The following is a 19,916-nucleotide window of genomic DNA, read 5'->3' on the forward strand; positions in this document are numbered from 1 at the left end:
AAGAGACAGGGCGGGGCGTCGCCTGATAGAGCGATAAACATTTCACAAACGTCAATTCCTATATTCGCCTCTCCTTTTTATCTTTACTGCGGCACCTTCGCCAGATAGCTGCCGTCGATCATTTTGCTCACATCGGGTTTGGTATTGATCACCTTTTTGTCGTAATAGAAGTCGGCGGCTTTCTGCAGTGTTTTGAGCATGTCGCCCTGGTAGAACTGCCGGTTGTCTTCCAGGTTATACAGGCGTATGCCGTCCAGGAAACCCTCCGGTTTCATATCCAGACCCCTGGCCATGATTTTGATGGCGTCTTCCTTATTTTCGGCAAAATACTGCATGGCTTTGGCCAGACCGTTGACTACGGCCTGCATTTCCCTGGGATGGCTGTCGGCAAAATCCTTCCGGAAGGCCACCGCATCCACGATCAGCCCGGGTGTTTCTTTGGAATTGATGATCAGGTTGCCGTTACCCTCTTTCACCCCCCGGGAAAGCCAGGGTTCCCAGGTCACCGCCGCATCCACCCGGCCGGCCACAAAGGCCTGCCCGGCCTGCCCGGCGTCGGCCGCCTGGCTGATGACGATATCCTTATCGCTCAAGCCGGCCTTTTCCAGACAGTTCAGCAAGAAGAAATGGCTGGTGGTGCCCACGTCCAGGGCCACCGTTTTGCCCTTCAGGTCGGCTACGGATTTGATGTCCTTTTTGGCCACAATGCCGTCCCCGCCGTAGGAGTCGTCCAGCGCCCAGATGATTTTCATGGGCACGCCCTCCGCTTCCAGGGTGGTCTCGATATCCAGGGTGGTGGCCATGCCGTCCACCTGGTTACCCTTTAAAGCCGCCTTGCGCTCGGCCAGGCCGCCGATGACGGTAATCTCCACGTCCTCCAGGCCTTCCTCTTTGAAAAAGCCCTTGTCCCGGGCCAGGAACAACGGACCGTACCCCGCCCAGGTGGTCAGGGTAATGCGCACCTTGTCCAGCTTTTGCTTCTGATCCGTTCCCGCCGCCTGCTGCTGACCGGAGCCGGCGGTCTTCTGGCCTCCACAGCCGGACGCCACAAGAACCAGCAACAGTACGGCCAGGGCGGCCAGCACCTTGCCCGCTTTACCCACTACTTCTTCCCCCTATACATTTAAAATTTTAATGCAATAAACTGTTCGACAAAGAAGAACTTTTTCCTGTTGGCCGGAAGTTATTTCTTTACCCGCTCCCCCTGGTATTTTCCCCCTCCAGTGCCTGCACCAGGGCGGCGTTTTCCTCGGGCCGGCCGATGGTGATGCGCAGGCAGGTGGGCAATTGAAAACCGTGGCAGGGGCGCACGATGATGCCCTGTTCCGCCAGGCGGGTAAAGGCCTCCCGGCCGTCCCGGCCCGTATCCACTAGCAAAAAATTGGCCTGGCCGGGCACCACCCGCCACCCCAGGGCGGTTAGTTTTTCCGTCAACCAGCGGCGCTGCCGGCTGTTTTGCTCCCGCATGCGGTCCACGTATACCCGGTCGCCAAAGGCGGCCAGGGCGGCCACCTGTCCCGGGGCGCCCACGTTAAAGGGGGGACGCACCCGGTGCACCTGGCGGATCAGCTCCGCCGACCCCATCAGGTAACCCACCCGGGCGGCCGCCAGGCCGTAGATCTTGGAAAAGGTGCGGATGACCAGCAAATGGGGATGGGCATCCAGGAGGGAAAGGGCGGTGTAGGATGCCGGATCGTCGGTATATTCGTTATAGGCTTCATCCACCACCACCAGCACCCCCTCCGGCAGGCGGTTTAAAAAGGACGCCAGTGCGGCGGCGGGGAAGGCCGTGCCGGTGGGGTTGTTGGGATTGCAGAGAAAAATCATTTTTGTTCCGGCCGTGACTGCGGCGGCCACCAAATCCAGATCAATCCGGTAGTCCTTTAAAGGCACGGTCACCGGCACGGCGCCGGCCAGGCGGGCGGCGGCCCCGTAGGCGCCAAAGGTGGGGGAGGGAATCAACACCCGGTCGCCGGGGTCCAGGAAAGCCATGGCCACCAGGTTGATCACCTCGTCGGCTCCATTGCCCAGCAGGAACTGTTCCGGGGACAACCCGTAAAAGGCGGCCATTTGGGCACACAGAGCGCGGCCGTAGGCGTCGGGATAAAGGTGAAAGGTGGCGGCCGCCTCCTGCAGTGCCCTGGCCACCGCCGGGGAGGGGCCGTAGGGATTTTCGTTGAAGGACAGCTTGTACACCCGCTCCCGTCCCAAACGCACCCGCAGTTCCTCCACCGGCAGATCGGGCAGTTCCATGGGAAAAGGGTGTAAATCAGCGGTCCGGCCGGCGGCCGGTAATTGCCTTTTCATCTACCGTAAACTCCTTTCCGGGCAGGAGCATCGCCCCGGGGTTCTTCCTTAAAGGTCTACATACCACTCCCGCCGCCGCGTCCCAGGACATCGGCGGCCAGCAGAGCCTCCCGCAGCATCTCAGCGCTCACGGTAAAGGGCATATTCCGGATATCCTCCGTGGCCAGCGTCCCGGTTATAACGGTATCCATTTCATGCGGCTCTAAAGAGACCAGTCCCAGGTCGGCCAGGGTGACGGGCAGGCCGATGCGCCGGTAATAACCAATTAATCGCCCTGCTTCCTCCACCCGGTTATCCAGCATCAACTGCACCAGGATGCCGAAGGCCACGATTTCCCCATGATAACGGCCGTGGGTGGCCGGCAGGCCGGTCAGGCCGGAATAAACGGCGTGGGCGCCGGCGGAGCGGCATTCATCGCCCCCCAGTCCGCTGACCAGACCGCTGATCATAATCACGGCGTCCACCACTTCCGCCAGGGACTGGTTTATTTCCTGGCGGCCGACCGCCGCCAGGGCCGCTTCCCCATGCTGCATCAATATTTCCCGGACCACCCCCGCCAGCTGCAGAGCGCTTCTGGTGGCCGCCGCGCCGGGTTTTTTCCGGGACGCCGCCTCCAACTCGTACCACTTGGCCAGGGTATCCCCGATGCCGGCTAGTAAAAAGGCCACCGGCGCCCGGGCGATGGTGGCCAGATCCACCAGCACCAGTTCCGGCACCCGTGCCCGCCGGGAAATTTCCTGAAAAACACCCTGCTCGTTATAGACGATGGAAATGCCGGTAAAGGCGGCACAGGTGGCGGCAATGGTGGGCACCGTCACCACCGGCACCCCGGCCAGAAAGGCGGCCGCCTTGGCCGTGTCCAGCGCCCGGCCGCCGCCCACGCCGATGAGCATCTGCGCCCCGGACTGCCGGACGGCGGCGGCCAGCTTTTCTATGTTGGCGGGGCAGCATTCCCCACCGTACCAGAAGACGCCGGCCACTTCCCGGCCGCTCTTTTCCAGTGCATTTCTTAATCTTCCCCCGGCCACCTGCAGAGCCGTTTCCCCGCCGGCCAAAGCCACCCGGCACACCGGACGGGGCAGCAGTTGATCAATCAACTCCAGCCCGTTTTCTTCCCGGACATATTTTGCGGGAGCTATGCAGCGTTGCATTACCATCACCACCGCCACAGATCTTTCGCCATTTTGTGACAAAATCCTTCAACAGGCACTTCTTAAATATCCCGCCGGCTAAAGGCGTACGTGGCCGCCCCCAGCAATAAAAGCACATACGCTCCGGTGTACACCAGCATCCAGTCGCTGGGGGTGGAATAGGTTCCAAAAGGGCCCAACATCATCTGGGGGTTGACCGGACCCTGCCCGCCGGCCGGACCGCCGGCAGCCAGTCCCTTTACCACCCCATCCACCAGCCGCCGGTAGATGGCATCCGCCGGCAGGATGAGGCTGGTAATTATACCCGTGTAAACGGCAGATGTATTGCCGATCACAGCGCCGATCTGCTCCATCATGCCCCCCACCACGGCCAGGGCATAGAGGGCGAAGGCCAGGACGCCGTTGCCCATGGTGGAAAACACTACCGATCCCAGCATGGTCACGGCCAGGAGGACCAGGGGCTCCAGAATGAACAAACCCAGGGCCGGCAGCAAAGTGGGGATGGCCAGCCCCAGCTGCCAGCGGACCAGACCGGCCAGGGCTAAGAAAAAAAGGGCGGCGTAAACCACCAGCATGGCTCCCTGGCCGGCAAACTTGCCCAGGAGCAGCGCCCGCCGGGATAATGGCCGTACCGCCAGGGCGTGCAGGGTGCCGTTTTCAATCTCGCCGGAAACACTGCCCACCGCAGCCAGGATGGCCAGGCCGGCCACCAGGAAGCTGGCCAGGTATACCCCCATGACAAAAAGGAGAACATACTCCATCTGCTGGAAAATGTTCTGCGGCCCGGCCGGATTCCCGTTAATTTTACTGCCGACAAAGTGCAGGCCGGTACCATACAGCACCAGATAGGCCAGGGTCAGACCCCCGGCGAGAAGAACCACTTTTTTACGCCAGGCTTCCCGGAAGGTAAAGGCGGCCATCAACCACATGTCTGCTCCCCCTCCCGTACCAGGTTGACAAAGATTTCTTCCAGGGAATTATGATGGGGCGTCAACTCATATATGCGGCAGCCTCCGGCCACCAGGCGGGCCACCAGGGTCGGAATTTCTTCCCGGTCGCCCACGGCCACCCGCAGATGGTCCCCTTTTAGTTCCAGTATGGAAAAACGCTGCTGCAACTCCTCCAGCAACTCCCTTTCCAGGCCGGTCAGTGTCACACTCACTTCCCGCGGGCCGGCCAGCAAATCCGTAAGCCTGCCCTCGGCCACCACGGCGCCCCGGTTGATAATGGCCACCCGGTCGCAAACCTGTTCCACTTCACTTAAAAGGTGGCTGTTTAAAAAGATGGTCTTGCCGGCCCGTTTCAACATCAGCAGAATTTCCCGCACCCGGCGCCGCCCCAGGGGATCCAGGGCCGAGGTGGGCTCGTCCAGGAAAACCACCCGGGGATCGCCCACCAGGGCGGCAGCCAGGCCCAGGCGCTGCTGCATACCCTTGCTGTAATTGGCCACCAGTTTTCTCCCATCTCCGGCCAGGCCCACCAGTTCCAGGACCTCGTCGGCCCGCCGCCAGGCATCCTCCACCCCCAGGCCGGCCAGCCGGGCGTGAAAAATCAAAAGCTCCTGTCCCTTCAACCAGCCGTGGAAGCGGAAGTTTTCCGGCAGGAATCCCACCTCCCGGCGGCTGCGGGGATCCAGGGACGAACGACCGGCCACCCGGGCCTCCCCGGATGTGGGGTGAACCAGCCCCAGCAGCATTTTCACCAGAGTGCTTTTACCGGCGCCGTTGGGTCCTAAAAGGCCGAAGATCTGCCCTTCCTCCACGGAAAGGCAGATCTCCCGGCAGGCCACCTGGCGGCCGTATACTTTCGTCAGGTTCCGGGCTTCGATTATACCCATTTATTTAACCTCCGCGGCTATGCGCAGGGCTTCTTCCAGGGGCAGGCCGCCGATGGCCCGCCAGCTGTTATCCTGGCGCCAGGCCAGCAAAACATCCTGCCCGGCCTTGCCGTTATTCCCTGCGTGGCTGAAATAGACCCCCGCATGGCCGTTTACCATAATTTCCCGCGCCGTCATCCCCCTGCTTTCCGGAATGGGCAGGGTATGCTGCCAGTCGTCAATGGCCGCCAGCTGCCGGCGCAGGTTGTCGGGCAGGAAGGGCAGGCCCAGCATGGCCCGGCGCAGGGCCAGCACATCCACGCCCTGGGGAGCTTCAATGGTCAGATCCCTGGAGGCGTACAGGTGAAAGGAGCCGTTCTTCCCCTGGTACAGGGCGTCCACCACAGGCGGCACTTTCATGGTAAAGGTTTTGCCGGCCAGATCGGCGGGCAAAAGGACGCCGCCGTGCTTTTCGAGGTAACTGTTCAACTTCTCCACATCAGGGGTGATGGTCACCGTGGGCGCTCCGCTCACCAGGACCTTTGCCCTGACCCGCCCGGCCAGGGTGGCAGGCAGGTCCAGGGGCAGACCGCTTAAGGCCCGTACCTGGTCCGGAGCCGCCTCAATCTGCCTTTGCGCCGGCTGCTGGACTTCCACCCGGCCAAAGTTCTGGATGTCCACTTCGCCCCCCCGGCCGTTAAACGCTTTCTCCAGCTGGGCCATATCCTCGGGGGCAATCCTGATCACCTGAATCTTTTCCATGCGAAAGACGTTGAGGAACTGGGTGGCCAGACTGCGGCCGGGGGCCCAGCTCAGGAACAGGGCCAGGGCCAGGACGGCCGCGACCAGGCCGGAAAACCACTTGTGCTGCCGGATCATATTACCGATCCCCCTTTTCTTAGTCAGGGGTTGATAACGGGAAACCACGGACCCGGGCCGGGGCACCCGCACGGGACGTTCGGATTCCTCCGTCCCCCTCCGGTAGGCCCGCAGGACAACGTTTACCCTGCCGGCCAGTTTCTCCAGGTCATGTACCCGCTGCCGGCAGGCGGAACACCGGGCCAGGTGGCCGGCCACCCGGGCGCATGAGTCCCCATCCAGTTCGCCGTCAAGATACGCCTGTAGAACGCCCTCTTCCGGACACATGGTCGTCCCTCCCTTCATACTGGCTGTACAGGGCGGCAAAGCGCCGCCGCGCCCGGGACAGGATGGCTCCCACCGCATTTCTATCCACCTGCAGTACCGCGGCAATCTCGGCGTAGCTGTAGCCCACATTTTTTAACAGCAGGCACAGCCGATCCCGGGGTGGTAATTGATCCAGGCAGTGGTGCACCTGCCGGGCTTCCTGGTTGCGAATGATTATTTCCTCCAGGGGAACGACGCCGGTTGCCTCCCGGACCTGGTTCTCCTCGCGGCGGCGGCGCCGCTCTTCGCCGCGCAAAAAATTGTAGGCCAGGTTGGCGGCCACCCGGAGCAGCCACCCCCCGGGATTTTCTTTATCCCGGGGCGGCTGGCGGTAAAGCTTCAGGAAAGTTTCCTGGGTCAAATCCTCGGCTGCCGTCCGTTCCCCCAGGAGATAATGGAGCCGCCGGTAAACCAGGGGATAGTAGCTTTGAAACAGGGCTTCGAATTCCGCCGGTGTGATGGGCCATCCCTCCCTTGCAACCCCTGCTATATATATGACACCGACGGCATCTATTTTGTAACAGGACGGCAACCGGATTAATTTACCGGATAGCCTCCCCGGCAGCCGCTTTCCTTCTGCCAAAAGAAAAAATCCAGAACATAAGCGGCCAGGATCGTCAGCAGAGGGATAATGGTAAAAGCATACCGGGCGGTGGGGATAAACATCAACTGCAGAGCGATCAACAAAAAAACAAACAGGGCCGTAGCCTGATCTCCTCCCGCCTCAGGGCAAACAATACGCCAATCCAAATAAATCAGGCAGCCGGGATTTTTGCCGGCTACCCCGCTTCTTGACCCGGCAAGTTTTCCACAACGGCGACAATGGTTTTCGTCCTGTCCTCGGGTAGCCATAATTCCACCGGCTCTTTCAGCAGCCTTCCGTCTTCATGGCAAAGCACACGGATTTTGGGGTAAAGGGGCAGACCTTTATTGTTTTCGATCACTATCGCCGTTTCACCGGTATTCAGTTTCACCAGCGTGCCGACGGGATAGGGTGTAATATTGGTGAGGAAAGCCTTAACAAGGTTAAAAGCAAAAAGACTATCCCCCGCTCCGGATATCATTTCGTAGACTTCGTTTGGCGGGAGAACCCGTTGCTGTATCACTGCCGAGGTCAGCTCATCGTACATGTCGGCCAGGCCTGTAATGGCAGCCATCTCATGTATCTCATCCTGTTGCAGCCCTTTGGGGTAACCATGTCCGGAATAGCGCTCATGATGCTGCAGGGCGATAATGGCGCACAGTTTGCCGGTATGCAGGTCCCGGGATAAAATTTCATAACCGTACAAAGGATGCATTTCAAATTGCCGCCGCTCCTCTGCCGTCAATTCCCTTTTCCGGCCCCCAATTCCCCGGTCCAGTCTGGTAATGCCGATGTCGTGAAGCAATGATCCCATGGCCAGGTGAAACAGTTTGGTTCGGCTGAAATGCAGGGCAATACCCGTTAATACCGCCAGCACACAAACGTTTACCGAATGCCCGAAGAGATAATCGTCGTGGGCACGGATGTCCATGAGGTTGATCATCGTCGAACGATTGGCCAGCAGTTCATCGATAATGTCGTTGACGACAGCTGTTATCCTGGCCATCTCCGCACTCGTCTGTCCCCGGGCGTGTCCGGCCTTCTGCCGGCTAAACAGATTTTTAATCAGCAGGTTGGATCTCATGCGTAATTCGTCGGAAATGATGTCTTCTGGCTTTATATCGGCGGAAAAATCATCCTCAATATACAGCGTAAAAACGCCCATTTCCAGCAACCGGTCAATATAGCGTTTGGAGACCCTGGCTCCGCACTGAAGCAAAACCTGCCCGCTGCTGTTGTAAACCGGCCGGGCAACGAGATGGCCCGGTTTTAACGAATATACCGATATTCTGCGCATTCCACTTACCTCCTGACAAAGCCGTACTGAAAATAAGCCATGCAATTTAAACCGATCCCCGTACCACATCATGCATAGCCCCGGTGGAAGCAGCAACTATAACTGGTTGGCTTCTAATACTACAGCGTAACTTTAAATAAATATGCAAATATGTCGTCCCTCACCGCCACCGTAAAAGAGGCTGTTGCTCCTGGAAATTGTTAAGGTTCATGGGATGAATTTATGCTGTAGTACTAACCCAAACGCACCAATATTACTGCAACCCCAACGAATGGCTTTTCATTTTAGATAACCCCGGCCCCATGAATATGTGTCCCGGGTCCCCCGTCTTGTAGCCCGGGACGATAAGTATTTATTACCACAGTTTTCTACAGGCCGCTGCCATTTCCTTCTTTTTCATCAGTTCAAAAAGAAAAGCCGGGGTCATTGTCCATCGGCCCGGTTTTTATGGAATTCTCCTTTGCCCGATACATTTGCTGTAATGCCACCCCGACCTATTTCACTTCCCTGGAGCATTATACCATTTCCCCCGGGAAGGAAAAACGCCGCCGTTCATTTCAAAAAAATTTTTCTTGCAAAAAGAGCCGTGTCAAAACATTATTGTTGATCCTGGAAAACTGATGTAGTATTACATACATAAGGGAACAGATTCCCCCTGGGACGATTAGTACTACAGCGAAACTTAAGAACGCAACTTATAAAACACAGGTTTGTCGCTTAATTGCCTTTGCTCCCAAATGGGCTTATACTCTTGAGAAACCGGGTGGTCGTAAAATTTCAGGGGACGAATTTACGCTGTAGTGTTAGTCACCGGCAATATTTCCCGGCACGGTACCGGTAACAATTACCTGGCGTGCTAATCTGGAATTAGCTCCATCGAATTCCTGCTTTAATCCAACGACCAGCAACTAACGATTATTTTGGGAGGTGATGGCCATGATCCTGGTCACCGGCGCCACCGGCCTGGTGGGCCGGCACATGGTTCCTGCGCTCCTGGAAGCGGGTTACCGGGTGCGCTGTATGGTCAGGGACGGGCAAAGGGCCCGCTCGACTCTGGGCGGCGGGCCGGAATTTGTCCCGGCAAACGTGACCGACCCCCCATCCCTGCTTGAGGCCTGCCGGGGTGTGGAAACGGTCATCCACCTGGTGGCCGTTATCCGGGAAAAAGGGGCCACCACTTTTGACCGGATTAACGTACAGGGAACCCGCCACGTGGTGGACGCCGCCGAAAGGGCCGGCTGCCGGCGTTTCATCCACTTAAGCGCCCTGGGTGTCCGGGAGGATCCGGCCTACCGCTACGTTTATTCCAAATGGCTGGGGGAACAGGCCGTGCGCAGCAGCCGTCTGGCCTGGACCATCTTCCGCCCTTCCGTACTCTACGGCCGGGGCTTCGGCTTCTTCGACCGTATGGCCCAATCTTTAAAGCTCTTTCCCCCGCCCTTTGCCCCGGTACCGGCCGCCTCTTCCCGTTTTCAACCCCTGGCCGCAGATGATTTGGCCCGCTGCGTGGTGCTGGCCCTGGCCAACCCGGACACCGCTGGAAAAACATTTGAGCTGGGCGGGCCGGAGCACCTCACCTACGGCCAGATGCTGGACATCTGGCTGGCGGCTATGGGGCGGCGCCGGATCAAACTGCCCGTCCCCCTGCCCCTGATGCGCCTGGCGGTGCCGGTGATGGAGCGCCTGCTGCCCGACCCACCTGTAACTTCCGTGGAGCTAAGGCAGATGGAATTGGACAACACCACCGACCCGGATGCGGTGGAGAAATACTTCGGTTTTCAGCCCCGGACACTGGCCCGGGGGCTGGCGGAATTAATCCCCCACCGTTATATAAGTTGAAAGTGCCGTTGCAGGTTATTAGTTGTTTCAGGGGGGGTTACCTTATGACCATCGCCGAGATATTTATGGGATGGCCTGCCATCATTTCTTCGTTGTTTTTTGCCGCTGCCGGTATTATCCGGCGACGTCCGGCTTATTTAGTCCTGGCTGCCGTCCTTTTACTGGGAATAACCCTATACTTAGCGGGCACACCCCGTTTCAGGTTTACAGGTATACTCCTGCCCATATCGTTTCCGGCCGCAGCCGTGGTTGTGCACCGCCGGAAAATCTGGCTGGCCATCATCCTGGTATCACCAACGTTTATCTTTTTTGGGTGGTTAGCAGCAATTGAACTCTATCAATAAAATGCAGCTCTGAATCATTACCCGGAAAAAAAAGAAAGGGATTTTTCGCCCCATGGCGAGAATCCCTTTATTCGTAAAAAAACTGGCGGAGAGAGTGGGATTCGAACCCACGAGGCAGGTTTTTGCCCGCCTACTCGATTTCGAGTCGAGCGCCTTCAACCCCTCGGCCATCTCTCCGTGAACGGCGGCACTAACCGCCCTGTTTATCCCTTTGTCTTAACTCCCGGAAGAAACGCTGGATAATCGCCGCGCATTCTTCCGCCAGGACGCCGGAAACAACCTGCACCTGGTGGTTGAAACGGGGTTCCCGGACCACGTCCATGATGGAATCCACCGCCCCGGCCTTGGGGTCCGCCGCCCCGTAAACCAGGGTCCGCACCCGGAACTGGACCAGGGCGCCCGCGCACATGGGACAGGGTTCAATGGTGCTGTACAGGGTGGCCCCCACCAGACGCCAGTCGCCCAGTTTCCCGGCCGCTTCCCTCAAGGCCAGGATTTCCGCGTGGGCGGTGCTGTCCACCAGGGTTTCCCGCAGGTTGTGGCCCCGGCCGATGATTTCGCCCTTTAAGACCACCACGGCGCCTATGGGCACTTCCCCCAGATCATAGGCCTTTTGGGCTTCCGCCAGGGCCTCCCGCATGTATTGCCGGTGATCCGTCAAAGAAACCCTCCCCGTCACCCGGGCTCCGGCATATGCCGCATATATGATTTTAACATACTCTATATATCCTTTGCAATATATCCTTTGCAAGCCCGTTTCGGAATAGTTAGGAGCGTCAGGTTTAAGGTTGTCAGAATTAATATTAAGCTATAACTAAACATCAAACAGGCATCTGGCTAAAGCCAGTAAACGTTTATAAAACCGTACCACAGGCGAGAAAGGCGCCGTGCTTCTATGCGAACGACGCAGCACACGCCGGTAACAGCACCCGGCGAAGCAAAGGAACCGGATCTTGCAGCGTTTAAAACCAGCAACATGAAACGAGCTATGAATAAAAAATTTTTTTATTCACCCCGGCTCCCTTTGCTGTTACTTTTTCCACAGTTTGTTCGTCTATTAGTCAGGGAAAGATAAGGGAGATATCTGTAAAATCCCTTTTCCCCATCCGCAATGTGTGCCGCAGGCACCTGGAAAAGAAAGTATAGGGAACATCCGCCAACCCCCTTTCTCCGGTCCGGAACGGGCTGGGGTTGCGCGGAAAATCCCGGGGGAGTGCTTATCCATTGCACAAAAGAGATGGAAATGAACCGGGCGCCCGGGCTTCCTTTGCGGAACTATACGACCGGCACTTTGACGCCGTGAACCGCTATTTGCGCTACCGCATGGACAATCCCTGGGACGCCGACGACCTCACCGCGGCGGTCTTTTTAAAGGCACTGGAAAATTTCCCTAAATACCGGGGCGAGGCACCTTTTGCGGTGTGGCTCTTTCGCATCGCCCATAACGCCTATGTGGACTACCTGCGGGGGCGCCGGGAAAGGGTGTTTACGGAAGAGGAAATGTCTCATCTGGGGGCGGCGCCGTCCGGTCCCGAGGAGGAGTTTTTGCGTTCCGAAGAGGTGCGGCAGCTCAAAGACATGCTGCGGCGGTTGCCACCGGAACAAAGGGACGTGGTTTCCTTAAGGTACGCCGGGGAGCTAAAGTTCAGCCAGATTGCCCTGGTGCTGGGGAAAAGCACCGCGGCGGTGCGCATGATCCACCACCGGGCGCTGCAGGCGCTGCGAAACGCCTATTTAAAAGAAGGGGAGGAGGTAGAGGGGATTGGGCGGCAATAAATCGCACAACGGCAATAATCCGGACAAGATTACCCCGCTGGACAGCCGGCACAATAAAGGGGCGGGCCGGGGGGAAACGGATCCGCCCCCGGAGGATAGCTCCCTGGGCGAACTATTAATCCACATGCGCAGGGTGCGCCAGGCCGTGCCGGTGAACACGCGGCTGCGGGAAGAGTTGCGGGCGCGGCTGCTTCAAATGCAGGCGGCGGAAGGGACCGGCGGGACACAACGGCCTGGAGCCGCCTCCACCCCGGAGGGAGCACCGCAGCCCGGGGCCACCTCCGCCGGGAAAGGGATGCCGCCATCTCCGGCCCAACCCGCCGGAAAGGGCCGGTGGCCGAAATATTTCTGGCTGTTCCCGGCGGTACTGCTCCTGGCAGCCGGGTGCTGGTTGTGGTGGTCCGCCCTGGCACCCAAAACCCTGGAGGCAGGAACCACCAGGGAAATCAGCCGTTTCTGGCTGGAGGACAGCCCCCTGGAATTTGCCTGCGCACCCCGGGGGCGGGGCTTTCTGGCCGTCAGGGGCAGCGCCCTGCTGCTGCTGGACCAGTACGGCAACCAGACCGGCATAGTAAAGCCCCCCGGGGGCCAGTCCTATGCCTGGCCCGCCCTCACCCCCTCCGGCGATCAGCTGGCGCTGGTGCGGCGTTATGAAACCGGGGAGGCGGAGATTATCAGGGCGGCCATGCCGGCGGTTCCCCTGGCGCCGGAGGCCGCCCCGCAGGTGGAAAGGGCCCTGGCCGGTGCCGCCGTACTTTTAAAGGTGGATAAGGGGAAAAACCCGGCCGGCCTGGCCTGGTCGCCCGACGGCAAAACCCTGGCCTATTCCCTGGAGGAACCCGGCGGGAAAGAAGAGATCTTCCTCTTGACCGGGGGTAAGGAGCCGGTATCCCTGGGCCCCGGCAGGAATCCGGCCTGGTCTCCGGACGGATCCCGGCTGGCGGTGGAGCGGGCCGGCCCTGCCGGTGAACCGGAACTGTGGTTGGTTACTCCCGGCGGCGGGGATGTCCGCCGGCTGACCGGTGGGCGGCAGCCGGCCTGGAGTCCCCGGGGGTATCTGGCCTTTATCCGGGCGAAAACCACCGAGCGGGTGCTGACCTACAGCCGGGACGGCTCGCCCCTGTTCACGGTGCGCCAGCGCCAGGAGGAAATCAGGACCATCAACCCGGAACTCCTGGGGGAAAGGCCCCCCAAACAGAAAGAAAACCAGACCCTGTCCACCGACCGGCTGCTCCTGGCCCCGGATACCACACCGGGGGGAACCGAATTGAACTGGCTGCGACAGCTGGAAATGGAAGGGGTGCGGGAACCCAGAACGCTCCTCCTGGACCAGTTGAACAATTATCAAAGCATACACTTCAGCCCCGACGGCAAAACCCTGCTGGTGGCCCGCCGGGATGGAGGAACGGTGGCGCTGGTGCAGGTGGAACTGCGGGAAAAAACAACCGGGCGGGGTGAAAAGCAGTGAGAGGGAAAATGCGGTTTTTCAGCAACGTCTTTATTCTGGCCGTCCTGGCCACGGCCCTGCTGGCGGGGGCGCTGCCTTCCCTTGCCGCGGCCCCGGTGGAAATGAAGGTGCGCCCCGGCCTGGGCGGCCTGTATAAGGTAAACCAGCACCTGGAACTGGTAATAACCGTGGACAACCCCGGGCCGGGGTTTGCGGGAACCATTGCGGTGGAGCAGGACGAGGAACGGCCGGAAAGGCGCCGTCCCTATCTGGCCCGGGTGGCCACAGATGTGGACGTGCCGGCGGGTGCCGGCGGGCAGTACCGCCTGGTGATCCCGGGGGAACTGGCCTCCGTGAAGCCGGTGGTGCGGCTGGTTTCCGGCGGGCAGGTACTGGCCGAATCCCGGGTGGAAGGGGTGGCGGTGGACGACGGCCGTATGGTGATCCTGGCCCTGGGTGAAGATGTGACCGGGGGCGGCCTGCAGGACTGGCTTTCCCGGGGAGCCGGCTCCCTGGCCACATTGAAATACCTCTCCCCCGGCGAACTGCCCGGGGACAGCCTGCTCCTGGGCGCGGCGGACATTATCATGATCGGCCCGGCCGGCGTGTCCCGTTTAAGCCGGGAACAGGTCAAAGCCCTGAAGGAATGGGTGTACCTGGGCGGCTCGCTGGTGCTGCTGGGCGGCGCGGGAGCCGGTGAAGGGGGCAGTTTTGCCGATGTCAGCCCGGTACAGGTCAGCGGCAGGCAGGTGGTGGGCGGCAAGCTGGAGGGCCTGCGTTCCGGCGGGCCCCTGGAGGTGGCAGCCGGCCGGCTGGTGGCCGGCAAGGCCCTGGCCGTGGAAAACGGCGTCCCCGTGCTGGCCCGGCGGCCCCTGGGCCGGGGGGAAGTGCTATACTGCGGCGCTGCTCCGGGGGACCTGGGCGGCGAAGCCCGGGATGTGTGGTCCGCCCTGTTAAGCAACACCGTCGCGGTGTCAGATCCGGAAATGAAGTACCGGCCGCCAAAGGGCCCCTACCTGATCGGCGGCCCGTCCGTCGCTCCCCTGATCGACCCCAGCGCCTACATACCCCAGCTGGCCGGGCCGCCGGTGCCGGTGCTGGTCCTGCTGTGGCTATTGTATACTGCCGCCGTCGGGCCGCTGCTTTACTTCCTGCTGCGCCGGGCGGACCGCCGGGACCTGGCCTGGGCGCTGGTGCCGGCAGGGGCGCTGGTGGCCGCCGGTTGTTTTTACCTGCTGGCCCCGGCTGGCCGCCAGCAGGGTTACCTGACCCAGACCCTGGCCTCGGTGGAAATCCTTTCCCCGGAACTGGCCGCAGTGCGGGCCGGAGCCAGTGTGGTGGCCACCCGGGGCGGTGAGCTCACAGTGCGGGCCGCCCCGGGTATGTTCACCGGACCCGGCGCATATAGAAGCAACTGGACAGGGGTACAGGTGCAGCTGGACAAAGACACCTCCACAGTCAATTTTGGCAATGTCCCCTACAACTCCCTGCGGCAGCTGTATGCCCTGGGCTTAAAGCATGACCTGGGGAGCATTGCCGGGCGGCTCTGCCTGGAAGGAAACAGCATCAAGGGGGATCTGACCAACAAAACCAGCCTGGACCTGCGGGACTGCAAACTGATCCTGGGGGGACAGGTGATCCCGGTCGGCGCCATCCCGGCCAGGGGCACGGTGCATGTGGCAGAAAAACTGCCGGCAGTTAGTCCGCCCACCGACCCGCGGATGTTATTAAATGCCCTGGGTGTGGGCCAGGACATCCGGCCGGACAATCCCTTCTTCCGGGAACGATCGATGTTGAATGAAATCGTTAACGGTGATTTCAGACGATTGACCGGGGTGCAGTTCATCGGCTGGCACGACGGGCCGGCGGGCATTCTCACCACGGCAGGCCGGACCAACCGGGGCAGAGACATCGGACTGATGCTGGTCAAGCAGACCATCCCGCTGGATGCGGCCGGCCGGTTTTATCTTCCGGCAGGGTTGCTCAAACCGCGCACCGGTGATTTCCTTATGCCCGGCCAGAGTCCTTCACCCGAAAACAATGCAATCAACGATCAAAAGGTCAACCTGGTTTATGATCTAGACGACGCGGGGATCAGCAGGAATTTTCAGATCGCGGCCCTGGATATTCAATATGCTAAAGGGCAGTTCAACCTGCCGGTGGAAATATACAACCACCGGGACGGGCGATGGGAACAACTGCCCGACGGCGGCAAAAGGATCGGGTCGGCGGAGTTGTCCCGGTATCTATCCCATAACCAGGTCTGGCTTAAGACGTCCGGGGAATCCCGGGGGCCTTACCCGGCATGGCCCGGCCTGGCGGTGGAAGGGGTGGTTTCCTGATGATCCGGTTTAACGGGATATGTAAAAATTTCGGGGCTACCAGGGCGCTGGACAATTTCAGCCTGGAAATCGGCCGGGGGCTGGTTTACGGGCTCATCGGTCCCAACGGCGCCGGCAAGACCACGGCCATGAGCATCCTGGCCACCCTGCTGCTCCCAGACGCGGGCACGGCCACGGTGGACGGCCTGGACGTGGTCCGGGACGCCGCAGAGGTGCGCGGCAGAATTGGTTACATGCCCGATTTCTTTGGCGTTTACGACGGCCTGCGGGCGACGGAATACCTGGAGTTTTTTGCCGCCGCCCATCACATCCCCGCCCACCGGCGGCCCGGCCTGGCCAGGACCCTCCTGGAACTGGTCAACCTGCCGGACAAGGCCGACGTATACGTGGACTCCCTTTCCCGGGGGATGAAGCAGCGGCTGTCCCTGGCCCGCTGCCTGGTGCACGACCCCAGGGTGCTGATCCTGGACGAACCGGCCTCGGGCCTGGACCCCAGGGCCCGGGCGGAGATGAAGGAAATCATCCGGCATTTGAAACACCTGGGTAAAACGGTATTGATCAGCTCCCACATCCTGCCGGAACTGGCGGAGATTTGCGACCAGGTGGCCATTATGGAAAAGGGCCGGCTGGTGGTCGCGGGCACGGTGGCGGAAATCACCGCCGTTTCCCGGGGTGCCAGGCCAATGCGGGTGGCGGTGCTGGACCGGGCGGAGGAACTGGCGGGCTTTCTGGCCACCCGGCCCGGGGTAAGTGAAACCCTGGCGGACGGACAGGAGGTCCGGTTCCTTTTCGACGGAAGCCGGACGGAACAGGCCGCCCTCTTACAGGCCATGGTCAGCGGCGGCTGGCCTGTGGTGGAATTCACCGAAGTACGGCGCAATCTGGAGGAGGCCTTTATGGCCGTCACCGCTGAGGGGGTTGAAGATCATGGCGGAAATTAACCCGGTTTTGCTCAAAGAGCTGCGCCAGCGGTTCCGCACCGGGAAAACGGCGTGGCTGCTGGCCCTTTACCTGCTGGTCATCGGCGCCTTCGTCCTGGGGTTCATGTACCTTAGCTGGCGGGGCTCCCCGGGCATTTTCCAGCCCGACCGCAGCCGCAGCCTGTTCATCATGCTCAGCGTCACCCAGCTGGTCCTGCTGGGCTTCGTGGTGCCGGGCCTCACCGCCGGCGTCATCAGCGGGGAACGGGAGCGGCAGACCTTGAATGTACTGCTGACCACCCGGCTCACCCCCCGGCAGATCATCTGGAGCAAGCTGGTTTCCGCCTGCGCCTTTGTGGTGCTGCTGGTGGCGGCCACTTTGCCCCTGTACAGCATCGTTTTTATGTACGGCGGCATCGCCCCGGCACAGGTGCTGGGGGTTTTCGGCTTCTACCTGGTGACCGTCTTTCTCTTCGGCTGCATAGGCGTGGCCTGCTCTTCTTTCTTTAAAAGAACGGGCGTGAGCACCGTCACGGCCTACGGCCTGGCCTTCGCCCTGGCGGCGGGCACCGGTTTCCTGGCGGTGTTTCTGCATGAAATGAACCGGCTGCAGGCCCGGGGAGGCATAAGCCCGGAAACCTGGCACCCGGCCTTTCTGGCCTGGGTGGTGGAATTTTTACAGGACATCAACCCCGTTTTTGTTTTAATGCAGATCCTGGGTGAAAATGGGATTCCCACGGGGGTAAATTTCGGCCTGCCCGGCTGGGCCGTTTACACCCTGGTCTACCTGGCCGCCGGCCTGCTGCTCCTGCACTGGAGCGCCCGCCTGCTTTTGCCCGGGGGGAAAAGGCGGCGAATCACCATGGATGTTTAAGTATCAGCGGCCAAAGAAAAAACCGGCCGGCTCATAAATTTACCCGTTACATTCCCCTTCCCAATCAGTCCATATATACTGAACGAAAAATTTTACCCATAAAGGAGGAGATGCAGTTGAACAAAGCACGGGGTGTGGCCGCCGCCGTGCTGGCGGCCGGTTTGCTGCTGGCGTCCCCGGTCTGGGCGGCGGAAAAACCGGCGGCCACCGTTCAAGTAACGGGCGGCGGAGGTGCAGTTCAAATGGAAGCAGTTAAAATGGAAGCATTGCCAGAGGCAAAACAGGGTATGCCGCAGGCACCCAAACCTGAGCTCAGTGCAGAGCAAAAACAGGCCCTGGAAAAGATCTATCAGGCCGTACCGGAACTGCAGGAGCTCACTGTGCAGTATGCCGGGAATGAGGGCGACAAATCCTGGTCGGTGATGCTCAGCGACCGGGCGCCGGACAGGGAAGCGGGCATTAACCGGGTAAGCGCCCACCTCACCTTTGACTCTGCAACGGGAGAGTTGATCCATTACAACTTCCATAACCCGGCCTGGGCCTCGGAAAAGGTCCCCTCCCCCGCCCTGGCCAGGGAAAAGGCGTTGGCCTTTGCCCGGCAGATCCTGGGGGACAAAATAAAGGACTACGAGCAGGGTGACGATATGGGTTTTGGCGGTGGAGGCAGCGCCGATGAAAAAGGCAATAAAATCTACTGGGCGGAAGCCAACGTACCCTACTACCGGCTGGTCAACGGAGTTCCCCTGATGAACAGCGGCTTCAGGGTGGGGGTGGATGTTTTCGGTCACGTCACCAGCTTTTACCGGGATAAGGAAAACGGGATTGACCCGGCCAAATTCCCCGATCCCTCCCGGGCCGTAACCCGGGAAGAAGCGGAAAAGACCTTTGCCGGGATGCTGGAAATGAAACTTTTTTATCTTGAACATCAACCTTTTTATGGTCTGTTTAAACCGGACAAGGGCGAAACCGGGCCGGCACTGGTGTATGCGCCTGCATCCCTGGCCCCCATCGATGCCCTGACGGGAAAACCCCTGGCCGAATTTATGCCCCCATTTTCCCAATCCCAGTGCATCACCCTGCAGGGTGAGGGCCGACAATTGATCGCCAGGACACCGGAGGAAGCCGCCAGGCTGCTGACAGAAACATTTGGCCTTGACCTGACGGGCATGGAGTTTCACGGAGCCAGCGATATGCAACCTTTTCATGATGGGGAGAGCAAACAGAAAAGCTATACCTGGAGCACCCTACCTCAAAAGGGGGCGGACGGCAAACCTGATTACCGCCTGATGCGTTATGTGCACCTGTTCACCAATGCCAGCACCGGAGAGGTTATAGGCTATAACCTCCAGGACGAATCCGGACGCGGCCAGAAAGCTACTGTTTCCCGGGAAACCGCCCGGGACACGGCGGTGCAGTTCCTGCAAAAATACCTGCCAGCAGGGACGGCAGAGCTGGAGATGCAGGCGTACCCGGAAGAAGAAATGATCCCCTCCTGGGTGGACAGGAGCAAGCTGAAAGATCAGGAACGCCCCCTACCGGTAATCTCGTTTACCTTTAACCAGATCCACCAGGGCGTGCCGATTATGGACCGGGCCTGCTCGGTGCAGGTAGACGCCCTGAGCGGGAAGATCGTTGGTTTTCACAACGGCATAAGCGGTGCGCCCGTTCCCCTGCCGGACAACCGGAACGTGGTGCCGGCCGAAACGGCCAAAGCCGAATTTTTAAAACAGCATCCCCTGAAGCTGGCTTACATCTGGCCCGAGTATTTTGACCAGAAAGCCCCCTCCCCTTACCTGGTCTATATCCCGGTTCCCGGGCCCGATTTTTATGTGGATGCCTTTACCGGGAAAACAGTGCAGCCGGAGAACAAGTAACGCTAATTATCGGGTAACAACACGGGCCGGCAGAAAGGACCCTTACATTACCTGTATATCACCTGGCCGCTCAATAACTGAACCGTTCCGGCGCAGGAGACCGTACAGGCCTCCTGCGCCGGCAAAAAAGCCGCAGGATCACCTCATAGCATAGCCTCCAC

General features: G+C 60.0%; 17 protein-coding genes and 1 tRNA gene. 8 read left to right on the forward strand and 10 right to left on the reverse strand.

Annotated elements, in window-relative coordinates; genetic code table 11:
* Positions 1–83: 83 nt before the first annotated feature.
* From GFC01_RS12300 to GFC01_RS12335, 8 genes are all read right to left on the reverse strand, one after another.
* A complete protein-coding gene (locus GFC01_RS12300) occupies positions 84–1,103 on the reverse strand; it encodes an aliphatic sulfonate ABC transporter substrate-binding protein (RefSeq protein WP_207707619.1) in 1,020 nt (339 codons plus the stop codon).
* An 88-nt stretch (positions 1,104–1,191) separates the two neighbouring features.
* Complete coding sequence (gene hisC, locus GFC01_RS12305) at positions 1,192–2,307, reverse strand: histidinol-phosphate transaminase (protein ID WP_152947424.1); 1,116 nt, start codon at positions 2,305–2,307, stop codon at positions 1,192–1,194.
* A gap of 56 nt (positions 2,308–2,363) precedes the next feature.
* On the reverse strand, positions 2,364–3,458 hold the full coding sequence (locus GFC01_RS12310; RefSeq protein ID WP_194174935.1) for an iron-containing alcohol dehydrogenase family protein: 1,095 nt from the start codon (positions 3,456–3,458) through the stop codon (positions 2,364–2,366).
* A 62-nt stretch (positions 3,459–3,520) separates the two neighbouring features.
* Positions 3,521–4,387, reverse strand: a complete 867-nt coding sequence (locus tag GFC01_RS12315) for an ABC transporter permease (RefSeq protein ID WP_152947426.1) — start codon at positions 4,385–4,387, stop codon at positions 3,521–3,523.
* Entirely contained in the window at positions 4,378–5,295 is a 918-nt protein-coding gene (locus GFC01_RS12320; RefSeq protein WP_152947427.1) for an ABC transporter ATP-binding protein, read from the reverse strand. Before GFC01_RS12320 ends, GFC01_RS12315 begins: the two co-directional genes overlap by 10 nt.
* Positions 5,296–6,420 (reverse strand): anti-sigma factor family protein, encoded by a 1,125-nt coding sequence (locus GFC01_RS12325; RefSeq protein WP_152947428.1) that lies wholly within the window; start codon positions 6,418–6,420, stop codon positions 5,296–5,298.
* Positions 6,383–7,042, reverse strand: a complete 660-nt coding sequence (locus tag GFC01_RS12330; RefSeq protein WP_243137549.1) for an RNA polymerase sigma factor SigX — start codon at positions 7,040–7,042, stop codon at positions 6,383–6,385. Before GFC01_RS12330 ends, GFC01_RS12325 begins: the two co-directional genes overlap by 38 nt.
* A 196-nt stretch (positions 7,043–7,238) precedes the next feature.
* Positions 7,239–8,339 (reverse strand): HD-GYP domain-containing protein, encoded by a 1,101-nt coding sequence (locus GFC01_RS12335; protein WP_194174936.1) that lies wholly within the window; start codon positions 8,337–8,339, stop codon positions 7,239–7,241.
* Between the two features lie 936 nt (positions 8,340–9,275).
* Here GFC01_RS12335 and GFC01_RS12340 point away from each other — a divergent pair.
* Positions 9,276–10,178, forward strand: coding sequence for an SDR family oxidoreductase (locus GFC01_RS12340; RefSeq protein ID WP_152947430.1), 903 nt, complete (start codon positions 9,276–9,278; stop codon positions 10,176–10,178).
* A gap of 44 nt (positions 10,179–10,222) precedes the next feature.
* Positions 10,223–10,522 (forward strand): hypothetical protein, encoded by a 300-nt coding sequence (locus GFC01_RS12345; RefSeq protein WP_152947431.1) that lies wholly within the window; start codon positions 10,223–10,225, stop codon positions 10,520–10,522.
* Between the two features lie 83 nt (positions 10,523–10,605).
* Here GFC01_RS12345 and GFC01_RS12350 read toward each other — a convergent pair.
* Together GFC01_RS12350 and tadA are read right to left on the reverse strand one after the other, a co-directional pair.
* Positions 10,606–10,699: transfer RNA gene (locus GFC01_RS12350), tRNA-Ser, on the reverse strand.
* 13 nt (positions 10,700–10,712) lie between these two features.
* Positions 10,713–11,183 (reverse strand): tRNA adenosine(34) deaminase TadA, encoded by a 471-nt coding sequence (gene tadA, locus GFC01_RS12355; RefSeq protein ID WP_152947432.1) that lies wholly within the window; start codon positions 11,181–11,183, stop codon positions 10,713–10,715.
* Between the two features lie 563 nt (positions 11,184–11,746).
* On the opposite strand from tadA, the gene GFC01_RS12360 reads away from it, so the two are divergent.
* From GFC01_RS12360 to GFC01_RS12385, 6 genes are all read left to right on the forward strand, one after another.
* Entirely contained in the window at positions 11,747–12,298 is a 552-nt protein-coding gene (locus GFC01_RS12360; protein ID WP_152947433.1) for an RNA polymerase sigma factor, read from the forward strand.
* Positions 12,285–13,766: a TolB family protein gene (locus GFC01_RS12365; protein ID WP_152947434.1), complete on the forward strand. Its 1,482-nt coding sequence runs from the start codon at positions 12,285–12,287 to the stop codon at positions 13,764–13,766. The genes GFC01_RS12360 and GFC01_RS12365 overlap by 14 nt, the downstream gene beginning before the upstream one ends.
* Positions 13,763–16,087 carry a hypothetical protein gene (locus GFC01_RS12370; protein ID WP_152947435.1) on the forward strand — a complete coding sequence of 775 codons (2,325 nt, stop codon included), beginning with the start codon at positions 13,763–13,765 and terminating at the stop codon, positions 16,085–16,087. Before GFC01_RS12365 ends, GFC01_RS12370 begins: the two co-directional genes overlap by 4 nt.
* The gene (locus GFC01_RS12375) at positions 16,087–17,028 is read left to right on the forward strand and encodes an ABC transporter ATP-binding protein (protein WP_152947436.1); all 942 of its coding nucleotides are present in this window, start codon (positions 16,087–16,089) and stop codon (positions 17,026–17,028) included. The genes GFC01_RS12370 and GFC01_RS12375 overlap by 1 nt, the downstream gene beginning before the upstream one ends.
* Positions 17,015–17,881 carry an ABC transporter permease gene (locus tag GFC01_RS12380; protein ID WP_152947437.1) on the forward strand — a complete coding sequence of 289 codons (867 nt, stop codon included), beginning with the start codon at positions 17,015–17,017 and terminating at the stop codon, positions 17,879–17,881. The genes GFC01_RS12375 and GFC01_RS12380 overlap by 14 nt, the downstream gene beginning before the upstream one ends.
* A gap of 116 nt (positions 17,882–17,997) precedes the next feature.
* Entirely contained in the window at positions 17,998–19,755 is a 1,758-nt protein-coding gene (locus GFC01_RS12385) for a YcdB/YcdC domain-containing protein (protein ID WP_152947438.1), read from the forward strand.
* The last annotated feature ends 161 nt before the right edge of the window (positions 19,756–19,916 follow it).

Source organism: Desulfofundulus thermobenzoicus (assembly GCF_009428905.1).
GTDB classification, from domain to species: domain Bacteria; phylum Bacillota; class Desulfotomaculia; order Desulfotomaculales; family Desulfovirgulaceae; genus Desulfofundulus_A; species Desulfofundulus_A thermobenzoicus.